At 49.7% G+C, this 17,837-nt stretch carries 14 protein-coding genes; 5 read left to right on the top strand and 9 right to left on the bottom strand.

Going from position 1 to position 17,837, the window contains the following annotated elements:
* The first annotated feature begins 13 nt into the window (after positions 1-13).
* On the top strand, positions 14-406 hold the full coding sequence (apaG, locus tag AYK67_RS00205) for a Co2+/Mg2+ efflux protein ApaG (RefSeq protein ID WP_068081244.1): 393 nt from the start codon (positions 14-16) through the stop codon (positions 404-406).
* Between the two features lie 163 nt (positions 407-569).
* Here the strand turns inward: apaG and AYK67_RS00200 are convergent, their stop codons facing one another.
* Complete coding sequence (locus AYK67_RS00200; RefSeq protein WP_068080639.1) at positions 570-983, bottom strand: tellurite resistance TerB family protein; 414 nt, start codon at positions 981-983, stop codon at positions 570-572.
* Positions 984-1,250: 267 nt separating this feature from the next.
* Here AYK67_RS00200 and AYK67_RS00195 point away from each other — a divergent pair, with 267 nt between their 5' ends.
* Positions 1,251-2,903 carry a lysine--tRNA ligase gene (locus AYK67_RS00195; protein ID WP_068080636.1) on the top strand — a complete coding sequence of 551 codons (1,653 nt, stop codon included), beginning with the start codon at positions 1,251-1,253 and terminating at the stop codon, positions 2,901-2,903.
* Between the two features lie 37 nt (positions 2,904-2,940).
* Positions 2,941-3,669: an SGNH/GDSL hydrolase family protein gene (locus tag AYK67_RS00190; RefSeq protein ID WP_206597479.1), complete on the top strand. Its 729-nt coding sequence runs from the start codon at positions 2,941-2,943 to the stop codon at positions 3,667-3,669.
* A 29-nt stretch (positions 3,670-3,698) separates the two neighbouring features.
* Here the strand turns inward: AYK67_RS00190 and AYK67_RS00185 are convergent, their stop codons facing one another.
* Both AYK67_RS00185 and AYK67_RS00180 read right to left on the bottom strand, forming a co-directional pair.
* A complete protein-coding gene (locus tag AYK67_RS00185) occupies positions 3,699-4,883 on the bottom strand; it encodes a calcium:cation antiporter (protein ID WP_082735570.1) in 1,185 nt (394 codons plus the stop codon).
* 80 nt (positions 4,884-4,963) lie between these two features.
* Entirely contained in the window at positions 4,964-6,076 is a 1,113-nt protein-coding gene (locus AYK67_RS00180) for a thermonuclease family protein (RefSeq protein ID WP_068080627.1), read from the bottom strand.
* Positions 6,077-6,454: 378 nt separating this feature from the next.
* On the opposite strand from AYK67_RS00180, the gene AYK67_RS00175 reads away from it, so the two are divergent.
* Both AYK67_RS00175 and AYK67_RS00170 read left to right on the top strand, forming a co-directional pair.
* Positions 6,455-6,802 carry a DUF952 domain-containing protein gene (locus tag AYK67_RS00175; protein WP_068081241.1) on the top strand — a complete coding sequence of 116 codons (348 nt, stop codon included), beginning with the start codon at positions 6,455-6,457 and terminating at the stop codon, positions 6,800-6,802.
* Positions 6,799-7,899, top strand: coding sequence for a quinone-dependent dihydroorotate dehydrogenase (locus AYK67_RS00170; RefSeq protein WP_068080625.1), 1,101 nt, complete (start codon positions 6,799-6,801; stop codon positions 7,897-7,899). The genes AYK67_RS00175 and AYK67_RS00170 overlap by 4 nt, the downstream gene beginning before the upstream one ends.
* A gap of 12 nt (positions 7,900-7,911) precedes the next feature.
* On the opposite strand, the gene AYK67_RS00165 is transcribed toward AYK67_RS00170, so the two are convergent.
* The 6 genes from AYK67_RS00165 to AYK67_RS00140 all read right to left on the bottom strand — a co-directional run bounded on the left by AYK67_RS00165 (position 7,912) and on the right by AYK67_RS00140 (position 17,687).
* Positions 7,912-9,285, bottom strand: coding sequence for an MATE family efflux transporter (locus AYK67_RS00165; RefSeq protein WP_082735535.1), 1,374 nt, complete (start codon positions 9,283-9,285; stop codon positions 7,912-7,914).
* 141 nt (positions 9,286-9,426) lie between these two features.
* Positions 9,427-9,942: a hypothetical protein gene (locus AYK67_RS00160; protein WP_068080622.1), complete on the bottom strand. Its 516-nt coding sequence runs from the start codon at positions 9,940-9,942 to the stop codon at positions 9,427-9,429.
* Positions 9,943-10,381: 439 nt separating this feature from the next.
* Entirely contained in the window at positions 10,382-10,774 is a 393-nt protein-coding gene (locus AYK67_RS00155; RefSeq protein ID WP_068080619.1) for a DUF4440 domain-containing protein, read from the bottom strand.
* A 471-nt stretch (positions 10,775-11,245) separates the two neighbouring features.
* Positions 11,246-12,049 carry a TIGR02186 family protein gene (locus tag AYK67_RS00150; protein WP_068080616.1) on the bottom strand — a complete coding sequence of 268 codons (804 nt, stop codon included), beginning with the start codon at positions 12,047-12,049 and terminating at the stop codon, positions 11,246-11,248.
* Positions 12,046-13,101, bottom strand: coding sequence for a sulfite exporter TauE/SafE family protein (locus tag AYK67_RS00145; protein ID WP_082735534.1), 1,056 nt, complete (start codon positions 13,099-13,101; stop codon positions 12,046-12,048). The genes AYK67_RS00150 and AYK67_RS00145 overlap by 4 nt, the downstream gene beginning before the upstream one ends.
* A 158-nt stretch (positions 13,102-13,259) precedes the next feature.
* Entirely contained in the window at positions 13,260-17,687 is a 4,428-nt protein-coding gene (locus AYK67_RS00140; RefSeq protein ID WP_068080613.1) for a peptidoglycan-binding protein, read from the bottom strand.
* Positions 17,688-17,837: the final 150 nt, after the last annotated feature.

Genomic DNA, 17,837 nt, shown 5'->3' with positions numbered 1-17,837 from the left:
TAAAGGACGTTCAATGTACCGCCAAGTCACCCGCTCCATCAAGGTAACGGTTGAGCCCCATTTCCTCTCTGAAGAATCCGAGCCTTCAGAAGATCAGTATTTTTGGGCCTATACGGTGGATATTGAAAACATGAGCCCCGAAGCAGTCCAATTGTGCCGGCGGCATTGGGTTATCGTTGACGCTAATGGCCACAAAAGAGAAATCCGCGGTGTTGGTGTGGTTGGCGAAGAGCCGGTTATTGAGCCGGGCGAAACCTACCAGTATACCTCGGGCTGTCCACTCACCACATCCTCGGGCATAATGTCTGGTAACTATGCGATGATTAGCGAAACAGGCGAGCAGTTTACAGTGAACATTCCTGCTTTTTCACTCGATATGCCAGATGCCCGCCGCACAGTCAATTAGAGCGTTTTCTCTAAAAGCGGAAGCCGGTTTTCGGGTTAGAATACGCGTCAATATAAAAGGTTAAAGCAGTTAGAGGGCTTCTTTGAAATTTAAGTAGGCCAGCGACCTAAAAAGCGCTCCACGCCTTTGCGAAGAGCGCTCTGTAATAAGTCAATGGCTTGCACTAAAGTGTACGGTAGCGCGCTTGTGCGCCGCGCTCAATGGCCGCCACTGTGAGCTTGTCCAAATCAAGTGTATCGCGCAGCATTTGCAGCATGCGTAGTTCTTCTTGCTTCACATTCAAATCTGCTGCAGCAATTTCCACCCCGAGTGCATATGCGGTATCACGAAACTTTACAGGCAGTGAACGGGCAATTAACTCTAGTGTATGACGCAGTCCGTTTTCTGCAGCCATGCGCATGGCGCAATCTTCGGTAATGCCGGTCAGTTTCTTATCATCAAACCCGCTAAAAACAGGCAAATCGGAGATAACCTCGCCGATGGTGCGTAGTTCAGGGTCGGTCATTGTGCTGTCAGAAGCCGAAACCATAACCATAACGTGTATAAGGGCTTCGTGAACACTTAATGTGATATCCATAATGCAATCCTGTTTTGAGCTTCGGTCATGAAGAACTATAGCACAAGCAATATATTTGTAAGCGCTGAAATGCGTGTAATCCAGAGCATGTCAGTAGATAAAGAAGGCAAGATAACAAAACTGATTTGGCGCTGAACTGTTTGATATCAAAGATTGACGTTCCAACCGGAAAACTTTAAGTTCCGCTCGCTGCATTGCCTGCCTTTATATAAGCGCAGCAGCTTTAAACCAAAACAGTAATTCTAATAAACCGGATGGTTAAAGACCATGAATACGAACAGTTTGCCAAAGCTTGACCTCAACCCAGAGTTAATTGAGGCGGCACAGGTTTCTAAAGCCTGGCCCTTTGAAGAAGCTCGCAAACTGCTCAAACGTTTGGAAAAAACGCCCAAGGATGGCCCGATTGTGTTCGAAACAGGTTACGGTCCTTCCGGCCTGCCACACATGGGCACCTTTGGCGAGGTTGCCCGCACCACCATGGTGCGCACCGCGTTCCGTTTGCTGAGCGAAGATAAAATTGCCACCAAACTTATCTGTTTTTCCGATGATATGGACGGCTTTCGTAAAGTGCCCACCAATGTTCCAAATCAGGAAATGTTGGCGCAATATATCGGCAAGCCACTGACCCGTGTGCCAGATCCGTTTGGCGAATACGAAGGTTTTGCCCAGTCCAACAATGCAAAACTACAAGCGTTCCTGGACCGCTTTGGCTTCGAATACGACTTTGCTTCGGCAACCGAATACTACACCTCCGGCCGATTTGATGATGCCTTGCTGCGTATGCTGGCAGTCTACGACAAGGTAATGAAAATCATCTTGCCAACCTTGGGCGAGGAACGTCAGGCCACTTATTCGCCGTTCCTGCCTGTGTGCCCACGCACCGGTGTTGTCCTTCAGGTGCCGATGATCGATCGCAACGTCGAAAAAGGCACTGTTACGTATAAAGACCCCGAAACCGGTGAGAATGTTGAGTTGCCGGTCACAGGCGGTCACGTGAAATGTCAATGGAAGGCCGATTGGGCCATGCGTTGGTATGCGCTGGGTGTTGACTACGAAATGGCAGGGAAAGACCTGATCGATTCCGTTAATCTCTCGGGCAAAATCTGTAAAGCGCTGGGCAAGCCGGCACCGGAAGGCTTTAACTACGAGCTGTTCTTGGATGAAAAAGGTCAAAAGATCTCTAAGTCCAAAGGTAACGGCCTCACCATGGAAGAGTGGCTGACTTACGCTTCCCCGCAAAGCCTGTCCCTATTCAACTTCCAAAAGCCGAAAACCGCGAAAAAACTCTACTTTGATGTGATCCCGAAGGCGGTAGATGAATATTGCACGTTCCTCACCAAGTTCGAGGGCATGAAGGCAGATCAGAAACTCATGAACCCGGTGTGGCATATTCATGCGGGCAATCCTCCACGTGAGGAAATGCCGGTACCGTTTGCTATGTTGCTCAACCTTGTCTCCGCTTCCAATGCGGATAGTAAGGAAGTGTTGTGGTCGTTCATCTCCCGCTATGCAGCCGGTGCAACTCCGCAAACCCATAAAATGCTGGACGAATTGGTTGGTTACGCCATTCGTTACTACGACGATTTCGTCAAACCAACCAAACAGTTCAAGCCGGCGGACGACGTCGAACGCGACATGCTGCAAAAGCTGGACGCGGTTTTGAAAGATTTACCCGCCGATACCGATGGCGCGGACATTCAAAACGCGATCTATGATATTGGCCGCAATATCGAGCGCTATCAAAACACCGCGAAACCAGGGCCGGATGGTCGCCCAGGCGTGGCACAAAACTTCTTCTCGGCTATCTATCAGGTGCTGTTAGGACAAGAGAAGGGGCCACGCTTTGGCTCATTCGTAGCACTTTATGGTATCGAAGAAACTCGCGCATTGATTGCAAAAGCACTTGCAGGCGAGCTGTAACCGTGATTGATTAGCCCCCTCATTTGAGGGGGCTATGATGTTTTCTTGGCAGTTTAAATCTTGGTTACTTTTTCCCGTCTACATTGTAGAGGGCTTAAAAGCCCGCATGCGTCAAATACGGCTCAAACCAGCCAAAGGCCCCATCTCGGGTCATATAGAAGGGCAGGGGGCACCAATAAAGCTCTTGGTGCTAGGAGATAGCTCTGTCGCCGGTGTCGGTCTTGATCATACACGCAACGGCCTGACCAACCAGCTGGCAATCGAGCTGAATACGCGCACCAAAAAACCGGTTACATGGCGTGCAGCAGGGGCCAATAGCGCCACCTCAAAAGATATTTGCGATTATGTACTCCCTTATCTGCCCGATGAAAATTATAGCCACATTTACATTTCTATCGGCTTTAACGATCTGAAAAACTATCGTACAGCCAAGGCCTTTAAAAAAAGCTTTGGTGGACTGCTTTATGGCTTGCGCACGCGCTACCCGACTGCGCGGATCTACTGGTCCAATGTCATGTCGCCCAAGCGCGTTCCAGCACTAAGCAAGTATCTAGCGCATGTTCTTTATTATCGTCGTCAGATCATCAATAAGGTTGGCTCGACCATGTGCAACGAGCGCACAGCCACCCACTTGCCCGTTCTGCCAGGCATTCGCCCCGAAGGTTTTTGCCGCGATGGCATCCATGCATCCCCAGAGGGCAATAAGGCATGGGCAGCACATGTGGCCGAACTGATGATGAGTAACGAGGTGGATGAAGCCGAATAAGGTCCATAATCTATCCACCGGTAAACGCCTCAGGGCATAAATATCAGTACAAAATACACCGCAAAGAGTACCAGATGTACCGCACCATTGAGCATATTGGTGCGGCTACTGCTAAAGGTAATGGTGCTAATGGCAAGTGTGAGCAGCAGTAATACCATATCGTTGGCATCCACCCCCAAAACAATACGCATGTCATAGGCCCAGGCGCACAACAACACAGCAGGCACCGTTAAACCAATAGTCGCCAAGGCCGACCCCAAGCATATGTTGACGGAGCGCTGTAAGCGGTTATCCAAAGCCGCACGAAAGCTGCTCAGCCCTTCGGGGCTAAGGACCAGCAGTGCAACCACAACACCGCCAAGTGCTGGGGGCAATGACCATTGCGTCAACCCAAGGTCTACCAACACAGCAAGATTTTTTGAAAGCAAAACAATTGGCACCATGCATACGATGAGTATCAATGAGTGCATGGAAACCTTTCTCAGCTTCTTCGTCTGCGGGTTTTGGGCATGTGCAGTTGTCTCGTTGATACTTTGTGGCATCTGCTCAGTGTTCGATTGTTTTCTCTCAAAGCTCGCCGCTATTCCGCTATAATGTTGTGGCTGGGTAAAAAAGCTACGATGCTTGATTGTCTGTACAGCTAAAAAAACCGCATAAAGCGCCATGATGATTATGGCAAAAGCCACTTGCTGCTGCTGCGACAAGGTTGGATCGCCAGTCGAAAGCGTATAGCGCGGTAAGATGAGTGAAAAAACCGCTAGGGGAATTAAAACAGAGAGAAACGATCGTGCGCCTTGCGAGTTAAACGGCTGCTCGCCGTGGCGAAGCCCTCCCATAAGCAGCGAAAGGCCCACCATCCCGTTAAGTACAATATTCAATACAGCCGTCATGGTATCGCGGGCAACGGCTGCATTGCTATCACCTGTCAACATAATGGAAACAATCAACGACACTTCAATGCCAATGACCGATAGTGTGAGTATTAAGGTGCCATATGGTTCGCCAAGCAATACAGCCAGTTTATCCGCTTGACGAACAACTCCGAAAGCACACCAAAGCATGACCCCGAAAACCAACACAAAAAACAGCAATTGTTGAAAAGAAACTGAATGGCTATGTGCGCCAGGTATACCGAAAAGCATAATGAGCGCTAATAGTCCGTAGACAAGAATTAATCCGAAACGTTTTGATTGTCCCAGTATAAAAGCCGCCATGAAATTTCCTTGTCTTGATGTCTTGCTCACAAAAGCGGGGGCTTGCAAATGCAAAAAGGCTGATGAAAACGCAGCAACCACTAACGCAGCAAACGCTGCTCGAGGCGGCGCTTGCGTTGTCGGCGATTTTCTTCTGGAGAGCCGGTTAAATTAAACATAAACAGCGAGTTACTATTCTGCCGTACAACTTTCTTTTGCCGTTTTTGTTGACGCGCTTGCTTGTTTGATCTTTTTTGACTTTGCAACACATGAACAGGAGCCCTTTCCGGGGCCTCTTCAACTTGTCCGAACTCGAAACTGGAAGCTGTCGCATAACTGACCCGAACCCGCCGATCACTCAAATCATCTGCGCCTTTTTGCGCTTGTACATCTAATCTGCTGGTGAGGCTTGGTAGTTTTTGTCTAGCCGGGTAATTAAACTGCGCAGGATGCGCATAGGCTTTTTCGCTCATGTAAATGAGGTCCACATCGTTTAAACGGGCAGACACCAAATCCTGCCTATTCGGAATGTCCTCTTTCCAAATTCCGCGCTTGTTCTTGTGTGCGCTAACCGCCAGATACCGCAGGTCTTGTGAGGCGCTGTCTAAAACATGTGCCCAACCTTGCGCCACCAGCCAGTGGGCCAAGTCAATTTGCCCTCTCTTACAACGGGCAAGTATTTGTGTTTTGGTTGACCCGCGAAGACTTTCACACTCAAGGCGAAAGCGTCCTGCAAACGCGCGCAGTGCTGTTCGTGCAGCCATTCCGCAAGGCCAATGTTGTTTTGCTTCCCCATTGCCCTTTTCACAAACCAGTGCGGGGCCGGGTGCGCTGATAAATGCCAGTTGAACTTTTTTTCCAGAAAACTCAATCGTGTCACCAGATGTTATCACAGGGCGTACAATGCTGAATGTCGCGGGTATATCGCCCTCTTGCTGTGGTTCGCTAGATTTCTCGTCAATAGCATCGCCCTCTTGTTCTGGGCTTTGTGTCAGGCGTAGAGCGCGTTCTTCCTTGCGGCTCATAAGCGGTGTAGCAAGGCTTGATTTGTACTGTTTTGCAGGTACATATGGGGTTGAGGGCAACGCGGTAGGTGCAAAAACAACCGCTGTGTTGGGTCGTAGAGCTTGTGGCGTATTGTGGCCTGAAACGGCAATCGCTCCAAGTACAAAACTACCCGTAATTGTCACAGCGATTGCGGTTTTATATTGCATCGAACACCTACCATGAGTGACCGCGATTGGCTTAATAAATCTATTTGCAAGTTTGCGAATTTATCAATTTACTACTATGGTTATTTTGTGATTAGCTGGTTTACTTGAAATATTAAATTTTAAAGATCTGGTTGTTTGTTGTATTTTGCCTAATTTATACTTTAATTATTACTGTAATTGATTTATGTGTGTATGGAATATGTTTACCAATACAAAAATGACTAAAACATTGGCTCAAAGAACTGCGTCATAAAGACCAAATTGCACAAAAATAACATTTTTATGCAATTTCGCTCACAAGGCCCTTGCAATAACGCCCATTCATTCGTTAAGAGACTGCTTTCAGTTGGACACGTGTATCCGCTGAAAGGTAAGCTCATGGCATTGGTCTATAAGATCACCCCCCGCTCATTGTGGCATCAGGCCCAGAGCCTTGGCGTCTTTAAAGGTTCTCCAGTAGATATTGAAGACGGTTTCATTCACTTCTCAACGGCAGAAACGCTCATGGCCACCTTGGAAAAACACTTCAAGGGGCAAACGGATTTACTGTTGTTTGCGGTGGAAGCCGGTGAATTCGATAAAGCCGATTTAAAGTGGGAGCCAGCACGTGGTGGTGAATTATTCCCGCACCTGTATACCGATTTATTGCTCAACAAAGTTTTGTGGGTTAAGCCAATCGATGACCTTGCTCATGGCACCCACCAATTGCCGGAGATCATTTCATGAAGTTAATGCGCACTCTAAACAAAGTCGGCTTGAAATCTCTCCATATTCTCGACCCCGAAGTCTCCCATGCCGTCACCGTTAAAATGCTGCGTACCGGCCTTGGCGTTTGGCCTAAGCAAATTCAAGACAAGGCAATTAGTTATACTCTGGGTGACTTAACCTTTCAAAATCCGGTGGGTATGGCTGCAGGCTTTGACAAAAACGCCGAAGTACCCAAAACCTTGTTCAAAATCGGTTTTGGCCATGTAGAAGTAGGCACGCTTACCCCGCAGCCGCAACAGGGCAACCAGCGCCCGCGTAACTTTCGCCTCACCAAAGATCGCGCGGTTATCAACCGTTATGGTTTTAATAATGATGGCCACATGGTCGTGCGTCGTCGTTTGGAGAAACTCGGCAAAACCAATGGTATTCTCGGCGTAAATATCGGCGCCAATAAAACTTCGGATGACAGAAGTGGCGATTACGTCAAAGGCATTCATCGCTTTAATGATGTCGCCGACTACTTCGCCGTTAATATCTCGTCCCCCAACACGCCGGGCCTGCGCGATTTGCAAGCCAAAGACCAGCTGCACGAGCTGTTGAGCCGCGTTCTTACCGCCCGTGATGAAGAGCATGCAAAAGGCAAACGCAAGGTGCCGGTATTGCTCAAAATCGCCCCGGATGTCACAGAGGAAGGGCTGCAAGATATCGCTCAGGTGGCGCTCGAACTCAAAGTCGATGGTCTTATCGTCTCCAACACCACCATTACCCGTCCGCCGCTAAAAGACCAAAAGCAGGCGCAAGAGGCAGGCGGTCTGTCTGGCGAGCCCCTGTTCCGCCTCTCCACCATCGTACTGGCAAAAATGCGCCGCCTTGTTGGGCCGGACATGCCGATAATCGGTGTTGGTGGTATCCACTCGGGCGAGACCGCGTGGACGAAAATCTGTGCCGGAGCGAACTTGCTGCAAATTTACTCGGCCATGGTCTACGAGGGGCCGGATTTGGTCGCTGATATCAACCAGTATTTGCTTGATAAAACCATCGAGAACGGCCTGTCCAGCCTGCAAGAGGCCGTGGGCAGCAACATGCAAGCTTGGGCCGATGAACCGCTCTCCTAAATACGCGGTTGCTTAAGTAAATAACGAGCGTGTGCGGTGCCAACAGCGCCAGCTCAGGGTACCGCCGCGCATTGCCAAAAACAAAAGCATCGCTGCCCATAGGCCGTGGTTGCCGAACAAAGGCTGCAAAACAAGCGCTGCAGCAATAAACAGCGTGGTCGAGATCAACATCATATTGCGCATCTCGCGCGACCATGCCGCTCCAATGAACACGCCATCCATCTGGAAAGCCAGATTGCCAACCAGCGGGGTGAGGGCCGCCCATAACAAATAGGTCTCACCGGCAAGACGCACCTCGCTATTCACGCTCATCAGGTGAATAATCGGCACGCCAAACACAATAAACACGCCCGTTAAAATTCCAGAGAGAATAAAACCCCATTCCAGCGACAAATGCACCGAGCGCTTGAACATCCCCTTGTTTTTAGCGCCAATGGCCCGCCCGACAAATTGCTCGGTTGCCGAGGCCGCCCCATCGAGAAAATAGCCACCTATCAGGAAAAAACGGTCAAGTACCGCATTGGCTGCCAATATAACTTCGCCTTGCACGGCACTGCGGTTGGTGAAAAAGCCAAAGGCCACCAGCATGCTTAACGAGCGCAGCATAATATCGCGGTTGAGCGAAAACAACGCGGCGACTTTCTTACGCTCCAAGACTTGCGGCCATTTTAAGGGAATACGATGTGGCTGTATTACTCTTACCAGCATCAGCCCAAACAGCAAGGTTACCACCTCGCTTAATACAGTCGCCAAGGCAACGCCGGTAATTTCCCAATCAAAAACCAGCACAAACGCAATACTTAATACAGTGTTAAGCCCGTTTAGGAGGGTCTGGAGCAATAAGGCGCTCTTGGCCCGCCCTTGACCCAGCAGCCAACCCAATATGGCATAGTTGGCCAGAAAAAACGGTGCGGATAACAAACGAAGGCTAAAATAGCTGCGCGCCGCTTCCTGCACGCTATCGCTCCCCCCCAGTAGCCATAGTCCGGCGCTTAAAACCGGCCACTGCACCAACAGGCAAATTATCCCCGCCGCGCCAGCAATAAGCAGGGCCCGCACCAGTACATAACGCACCTCAATGCCGTTGCCCGCCCCAACCGCTTGCGCCGTTAATGCCGTGGTTCCGGCCCGCATAAAGTAAAACAAAGCCCCGATAAAATCGAAAATCAGCGCCCCCACGGCCAAGCCGCCTAGCATTGCCGCATCATCCAGCTGGCCAATCACTGCCGTATCCACCAAGCCTAGTAGCGGGGTCGAGAGATAGGCAAGTGTTATCGGCACCATCACGCCCACAAATTCGCGGCGCGTGGGGGAGGACGTACGGGTAGTATTCAAGGGGTGGGCAGCGGGAAGGGTAGAATTATTCTCGCCATCGTAGTCACTCATTAATTCCTCATAAAATGGCTTGGTAAAACTGGCTGGAGGAGGGCATGCACTCAATGTGTGCCGCGCTATATGGCGCTTAACCGCAATGAATACGCGGCTATATACAAATGATTTTGGTAAAAATGCAATGAGTATTCTTTTCTATTTTTCAAGCTCGTCTAGATCTTTTAGGGTGTCATAAAAGCGGCGGAAGGCTTTTTCTGTAAAATCTAATGCCCGCTCAAATTCCTGATCTTGAATCGCGGTCTCACCTGCTTCATCTGAGCTAAAGCGGTCCAGTTTTTCTTGTGGCAATAATGACTTTTGAGTCTGTGGAACTCGAACTGCGCGGCGTACTCGCTCTAAACGGTTACGTAGCATCGTATTTTCGTTTTGAAGGCGTAAAATTTCGTCCTCATAGGCTTTGGCTGCATCGGCGCTGGGCCGGCATACCAGCACAGAATCATCTTGGCGACAGATGGCGGTAAGGCCGGTGCTTTTATCAAGACGCAGCCATTTATTCCCCTCTTTATGCAGGGAATAGCGTTCGGAATCTTGGAATTTGATTATTAATTCACTGTCCGAGGCATACAATGGGCCACCAACAAAAAACAGCATAAGTGATAGGAGAGTAACTAATTGTATTTGCTTTGAAATTTTAAGTACCGTCATTTTCATATCCAGTTTAACTCTAAAAAATTGTATTCCAGATAATTGAAGGGTGTGATTCCGACAGATAATGCGCGGAAGAATAGCATTAAATAACTGAAATGTTTTCGCTTAGTGGGTGTAGCTGCTTTTTCGCCCGCCCGTCTTTTTATGTGGCGTTAGTTTAGCCTCTTAGCTCATAATTACAAGCATGTGAGCTTGTGACGGCTTCTTGCGACAGCAAGCCTACCCCTAAAAACCGGGATGTTAAACCTGTGCGAATATGTGATGCAAAACGTGTGAGTTCAGGTTCTTTTTGGTCTTAATTTACTGCAAAAGCAATCAATCCAGATAAATATGGCTTGCTTTTATCAGCCTAATAAATTGCATTATATGCAACTTGCAATATGAAACAGTATTCATTCCGCCCGCATGAGGTTCATACCGCATGCAGGCACACTCGCGTTATTTAATCGGTTTCGTTGATGATTGAGCAGATGCCCCAGCGACCGCCTTGTTTGACCAATTGGTAATGACAGGTAAAATCAAACACCGGCTCACCTTCGCCATCTTCCTGTTGCCAGTCAAGCGAGACATAGGCAGCGTTGCCGCTAATGTGCTGGTTGGTCAACTCGTAAAGGGATTCTGTAACGCCATTTTCGTCGAAAACATCTAACAGGGCTTCGATATTCTCTGCCAGTTCTTCGGCATCTTCAAAGATATGCCCTTTATCCCCCTGCCAAATAACAGTCGGGAAGGCAAAGCAAGATATGATGGCTTCACAGTCGAAATCATCATAGCCGTCGGCATATTTTTCAAAAAGCTCGGAAATAAACTGCTCTGCTTCGCTGTGTTCACTCATTTGTATCGCCTCTTACGCAAACTCTCCCCAAAACGGAGCAAGCGCATTTTGCCAGTCCTGCAGAATAAAGGAAACAGCTTTTGCTTAAAAACATAATTCTGCATGCATTTTATTGGGATTTATCCAAGGCAGATTGCGCAAAACCTCTATTTTTTCAGTGTTTTAATATGGGGTATCTGTATACCCTAACGTTATTAATTATCCTCGTTTATAATCGTTCGCATGTGAAAAGATGAACTAAAAAACGGGTAGATTCTTTTGCAATGCAAGCAAAGGAAAAAGGTCGTTTTGGGGCTTATTTCAAATAAACAGGCAAGCGACAGCTCACCCCTAATGGTTTAAAGAGACAAAGCGAGCTGTGACTACTCGGGTTAAATGCGGCTTTATTAAAAAAACAAGTCGTCTTTAGTCGTTGTTGTTTGCTTAACTTGAGCTTCAAGCGACATCCATTGTTACTGGGATATGCTTCTCTTAATCCTTGCGGAAAATCATGCCTGCCAGCCAGCCGGTAAACAAGGCTAACAACACAGCAACCAAGCCATAGAGAAGCGGTTTTTCATGGGCTAACGCATAGGTGTGCTGCTCAAAGCCGGTTTTTGCCACATGCAGGTGCTGCGTTTGCGAGGTGAGCAATGCACTGCCGTGATACAAATAGGTTGTTATTGTGTACTCACCCACCGCAATATTGGAGGGTAACGGCACCGTGGTGGAAAACAATGTGGGGCTTAAAAACGTAATGGCCCCTTCGCGCTGCGCATATAAATCGGCCTCTTGTTTTTTACGAATTAAGGCTGATTTGAAAAGCTGGCGCTCGCTGACATCCTGCCCTTTTTCATAGATCGGGGCCAATGGCAGGTTTTGCAGGCCAATACGCTGTTGTTTTAAGGTTTCCTCTGTTCCAATATCACTGAGCGGACCACTTGTATGAACGGCGTAAAAGCTCGGTACATTGGTGTAGGTGCGAGAGTTCGCATTGATCCAAAGCCCCAGAATACGTTCCTTACGCCAAGTGACGACACGCTCTTTGGGGCCTTCGACAACAACAACAAGTTCATGTTTGCCTACGCGCGGAACCGAGGCTTTGTCGCGGTTAACTTCGCCGAACACTAAAATGTCGGTTCCAGTAAAGTTTGAGGTAATGCTCACGCTTGGTGAGGATATGGCTGAAACAAGCGATTCAGCCTGAGCCGATGTCAGACACAGCACCATGAGCCAATAGCAGCCCAAGGATACAACAAGCCATTGTGCGGCGTTTTGCTGTTGGCGTCTTGTCATAGCAACGCCTCTTGATTAGGCAGAATTTGGCGAGGATTTAAAAAACTAGCCTGGTCCTGCTTTTTTTGTAGAGGTACTTTGGATGGCGCTTTTAAAGGCACCGTTGTGGTTTGCTCGTGTTGCTGCTGTTGCTTTGGTGCTTTTGCAATAATTGAATAGCGATCTTCCGGCTTTAAAACCAGATTTACTGCGAAGCGAACACCCACACCAAGAACCAGCAGGGCCAAAAGCAGGCGCAAATGTTCACCGCGCAGGTTTTGCCCGATACGCGCGCCAAGCTGTGCCCCAATAACCCCACCAACCATTAGGGTGAGCGCCAATACAATATCTACGGTTTGGGTATTCATCGAGTGCATGACCGTTGCCGCGGCCATTGTTACTAAAATTTGCAGTAGTGAGGTGCCAATAACGATCGAAGTTGGCACATGCAAAAGATAGATCAAGGCGGGCACCATCATAAAGCCACCGCCAATACCCAGAACTGAGCCGAGAAAGCCAATGGAAGAACCGATGGCAAAAATCGGAAAAACACTGACGTAAAGCTTGGAACGGCGAAAACGCATTTTTAAAGGCAGGCCATGCACCCAACTATGGTGACCCGGTTTACGCGTACTGCTTTTTTCACCAGAACGGCGACGCATAATGGCCTTGAGTGATTCTGCCAACATCAGTGCGCCAACCGTACCCAAAAACGTAACGTAAGACAGCGAGATGACCAGATCCAGCTGACCAAGCGATTGCAACAGACCGAACAGCCAAACACCAAGCGCGGAGCCAATGACACCCGAGCACAACAACACAGAAGCCAGTTTAAAATCGATGGCGTTCTTGCGCCAGTAAGCAATGACACCGGACGAGGAAGAGGCCACAATCTGCGTGGTTACGGTTGCAACGGCAACTGCCGGGGGAATGCCGGAAAAGATAAGTAAAGGTGTTAGGAGAAAGCCACCGCCAATGCCAAATAACCCAGACAAAAACCCTACGGTACCGCCCATACCGAAGATGATGAACATATTTATGGGTATTTCAGCAATGGGTAGATAAATTTGCAAGATAACACCAATGGTTGCGGACGGTATGGCACACCCTGCACGTTGTCTGCCGTGGGCATTTGCTAATATGCCGCCCGAGACATTGACAGGAGACTCCTAGAATAATCTAGGCGTTTTAAGCGCTAAAACCATGCCCCTGTCAATGCATTGCTTGGGAATTAACCGAGCTTTTTTCGTGATAGTTGCTCTTGCTGTAACGCTTTTTGTAAAGCACTGTCTATTTTTCCGGTTTCAGGCAGGCCCATTTGCTGCTGAAACTGGCGAATTGCCCTTACGGTTTTCGGCCCCAACATACCATCGGCCTGACCAGGACTGTAACCACCTGAGGCCAATTGCTGTTGCACCTGATAGACCATATCAATTGTGCTCATTTGCAGTGCCGGTTTGCGGGCCATTTGCCAACGGCTATCCACAGGCACTGTGTTTGCTGTTTGCTCGGGCTTCTTGGGCACGAAAACAGAAACTGTTGCATTTGCGGCTTGAAGTTGCTGCTTTGTGAGCACTTGCGCCAACTCATCACGTTTTGTTTTTGCATCATTATCACCTGATGCAGCTGCAAGCGCAAACCACTTGTAACTGGCTTGCAGGTCTTGTGGTTGGCCTAAACCGCGTGCCAACAATACAGCCAAATTGTATTGGCTATCAGCAACCCCGTGGCTTGCGGATAAACGGAACCACTTGGATGCCTTGACATAATCAGGGATACCAGCATGTTCGGTACCAGTGCCACTGGCATAAAGCACAGCCAAGTTATGCATGGATTTCACGTTGCCCTGTCCGGCTGCCAGTAAATACCATTTCATTGCTTCTGCGAGGTTCTTTGGAACCCCTTCGCCCTTTTCCAGTAGGCTCGCATAACGGTACTGGGCGGGCGCTAAACCGGCCTTAGCGGCCAAAGAATAGTATTTTGCCGCCTTTTTCAGGTCCACCGGAACACGCTGTCCTTGGGTGTAGCGCTTGCCCAACTCGAACAAAGCCGCCGGGTTACCTTGACGTGCGTCAACTATCAGCGTGTCCGGACCGATTTGTTTTGGCAGATCCGAAAGGGCAAACTGTTGGCGAGGCGTAGCGGCTTTCACAGCGCCTTGAAGAACGGCTGTTGTTTGCTGGCGTGCTTGCCTATCCGCCTCAATCGTTGCGGCCTGTTTTGGTGTGGCCTGCGTATTTGGCATAGTATCGGCACTTGCCAGCAAGTCGGGCCGCGCTGAGGCTAGGCCATTGGAAAAGCCACTGAGCGGGCCTTTTGCCACCGCAGTTAGGGCATTCACATGACGCGGGCTTATGGTGCTCACAGGCTCGTTACGGGCAAAAACCAAATTGGCTGCAGGTAATTGTTGCGGTTGGAATGCTCCTGGCTGTTGCCAAAAACTGTTCTGGCTCACCACATCTTCATTAATCTGATCGTCATTGATTGTATCCGCGCCGCCACTGGCGGGTAAAGTTGGGCTACGTCTGGTTTCAGGAACAACTGAATTATCCGGAGTATCGCTTTGTGTTTGCGGGGCGGTTTCCAAAGGGACTGTGCCAGTTGCCGGAACAGCACGCACCGGCTCCTGCTCTTGTGGTGTGGCCAGCTCTTGCGGGGCTTCAATTACAGGCTGCGCATTGGGCGATATTGCCAATTCGGCATCACTCTTATCGCCGCTGTTCATTTTAAAGAACTGTAATGCCCCAATGGTAATGATAAGGGCAGCTGCGGCCAGTAGAACAGCTTTACGCTTGCCGGTTTTCTTTTTCTCTTCCGGCTCCGGCGCTGTGCGCAAATTTTCGCGGGCTGTCTTGAGCGGGTCATTCGGGCGTGTTCTTTGCGCTGTATTGTGCAAAGGCTGCTGCGGTTCTTTTAGGATTTGCTCTTCACCAAGCGCCAGTGGTTCCTCTTCCAACGCCGGCGTGCTTTGTGCGCCATAGTTTTGCGATGCAGCAGAAAGGCGAACTTGTGCCCTCTCTTCTTCGGCTTGCTGAAGGTAGTCGCGCAAGCGGCGCTGCCTACGCGGCTTTTCGGCTTGAGGTTGTTGCTCGATACTATGCTGCGCTTGCTGCTCGCGGACTTCTTGCGTTGCCGCTTGTGCTGCCCTACGCGCTGCAGCAATAAACTCGGCCTTTTTATCTTGCAATTGCGCTTGCTCTTGCGCCTGCATCTGCGTTTCAGCTGCGCCATGTTGGGCATATTGCGTTGCGGGCGTACTCTCGTGCGTATGCGTTTGCTCAGGGCTGGCATCGGCGTTATCGGAGTGTTTCTTGCCAGCTTTGGAGAGTGCTGCAATGATATTGCGCACCTGGCTATCGCTGGTGACTTTTTCGTGATCTTTCGAAAGTTGGCTTGAGCCAATAACCGGGCGATGTTTTTCCAAGGCATCCAGACGTTCGGTAATGGTGCCCAAAACGTCTTCCAAACGATCAAGGTTCGCAGCTTCATCCTTATTGGCGGTTTCCATAAGGGTGTGCAAATCTTGCTGCAAATTGCCGATGGCCGATTCCACAGGTTCCAATGCAGATGCTTGCAATTGAGCTGGAGCGTTATCTTGATGCAGCAGGGCATTCACCGAGACCTGTTGGTTCAGCTCTGAAAGGGTTGCACCCATTTGCGCAACAGAGGTATCCAGCACACCCAGCTTCAGCATATGCTCGTTGGTGGTATCCAGCGTGGTTGCCAGATCCGTAACCAGAGTTTGCAACTTATCGAGTGAAGCCCCTTCGGTAATTGCTTGCGGCTGCGCCACACTGGATGCAAGCTGCTGAATTTTCTCTTCGATATCTTGCGGTGTGGCCAATGTGCCCAGCTGCGCGCGCAAGCTTGCCACTTCGCCTTGTAGCTCGCTAAGTGCCTGTGCGCCCAGATTGGTGTCGATTGACTGGTCCAGCTTTTGCGTAAGTACGACGACTTTTTCTTCCAAGGCGATCAGTGCAGCATTACTTTTTTGGCTTGCCTCACCATTTTCCGGAGCGCTCATGAGGCGCAACTCAAGAAAACCGACTTTATCGCAGATTTCGTCCAGCCGCCTATCGATTTTATTGACAGCCGATTCCACATCCGGCATGGGCTGCGGTGTGGTTTCGATGCGGGTTAACTGGGTGGTGACGGCGTGCAGGTGCTCTTCGATACGGTCCAGCGGTGAAAGCTCGCCGTTTTGGGTGCCTTCTGAAGTGCCGAGCAAATTTGCAATGTTATCCATTTGCTCATTGAGGCGCGACATGGCTTGGGCGTCGGGCAAACGTGTTTCTACTTCTCCCAAGCGGGCTTGAATATCGCGCTGCATGGCGGTGAAGTGCTCTAACTCGTTCATGCGTGCGGTGAGAAAACGAATGCGCTGATCGACCTCGGAAATCATGCGGCTGGGGTCGAGGCGGTTGACGACTTCCTTAAGGTTGGCAATGTCAGCACGAACATTCTCAAGCCCTGAAGGGCCAGCTTGCTGCAAGACCAGCTCCAAGCGCTCGCCCATATGCAACAAACGGTTTTCCAGTGCTTGCATATGATCCATACGCGGCAGGGCAGATAAATACCCCTCCAAATCCAACAGGCGGCTTTGCACTGTGTTGAGCAACGTTTGATCTATTTGCGAGCTGGACATTTTTTCCAAGCGGGCAACGATCTGCGCATGACTGTTTTCGACCTGCTGCAACGCTTGATCCATATTATGCTGGCCCAACTGGCGGCGCACATCGGACAGCTCGCTTTGCAGTTGAACCAGTACCGGATTGTCGTCACGCTCCCGCTGGTGTAATAGCGCGCTTGCAGGCGTTGCTCTTGTTTTGTCAAAAGCCGTCAATCTACCATGTGATGCGGTATCTAATGGATCTGTTGGCGCAGGCTCTGAGCGGCTTTGCTGGCCTTCCCAGTTATCGTGCTTGACTTCCTCACGACCTTGCTGATTTTTTCTTGCTTCTTGCGCCAACAACGAACGCAAGGCGGAGATTTGATCTTCAACATTGTTTTGTGAAGCGTGCATTGTTTGCAGTTCAGCTTGCGGGTGTGCCGGTGCATCCTTTGGGGCCACAACAGAAAGATGTTTTGCCTGCTCTGCCAACGTGCGCTTGCGTGCTGCCAAACGCCTTGCCAAAGGGTCGATCGGTTTTTGCAAAGGTGCCTCGGTTTGCGGTGTATCGGCAAGCGATGTAATGCGATTATCCAAACTCTCGAGTGCGGACAAAACATTGTGAATGCGCGCAGATTGCGTTTCTTCGCTGCTTTGCGCCCGGTTGACTTCGGCTGTTTGTGTGCTCTCTTGCGTCTCCATAAGCCGGCCAAGAGCTTTGGCCACGTCGTCCAGCTGCTGTTCGGTTGTTTCACTCTGGTACGAGCTACTGGAGGCACGCAGCTGCTCCATTGGGCTCAGCTGCTCTTGCGGAATGAGTTGTTCTTGCGGTTCTGGCGGATTTTGTTCTGCAAGGTAACTTGGCTCATGCGTATCTACAAGATTTGCCAGCCCTTGTTGCGCAGCTGCATTGTGGGGTGCTTTTGACAGCAAGCTGAGTATCTGGTTTGCCGGAATACCACTTTGGCGCAGCGCATCGAGCAAGAGCTCGGCATCACGATCTGATTTACTTTTGGTATTCCAGGACATGCCTTGAACCTCGTTTGACATGCCAGCCTTGCATTTTGGTATCTGTGATGCCCTCGCAAAAGCGAATCACCCATAACGCGCAAAACCGGCTTTAATGTAACCTATGCTATTTTTTTACTGCTTACGGTAAACAGGGAGTTAACCAAGGTGAAGGAAAATGCAAAGCACCCC

Origin of the sequence: Polycladidibacter stylochi, from assembly GCF_001562055.1 — a bacterium.
Taxonomy (GTDB): domain Bacteria; phylum Pseudomonadota; class Alphaproteobacteria; order Rhizobiales; family Stappiaceae; genus Pseudovibrio; species Pseudovibrio stylochi.
Note: the sequence above shows the minus strand (reverse complement) of the source record. Positions and strands in the feature narration are given on the sequence as shown.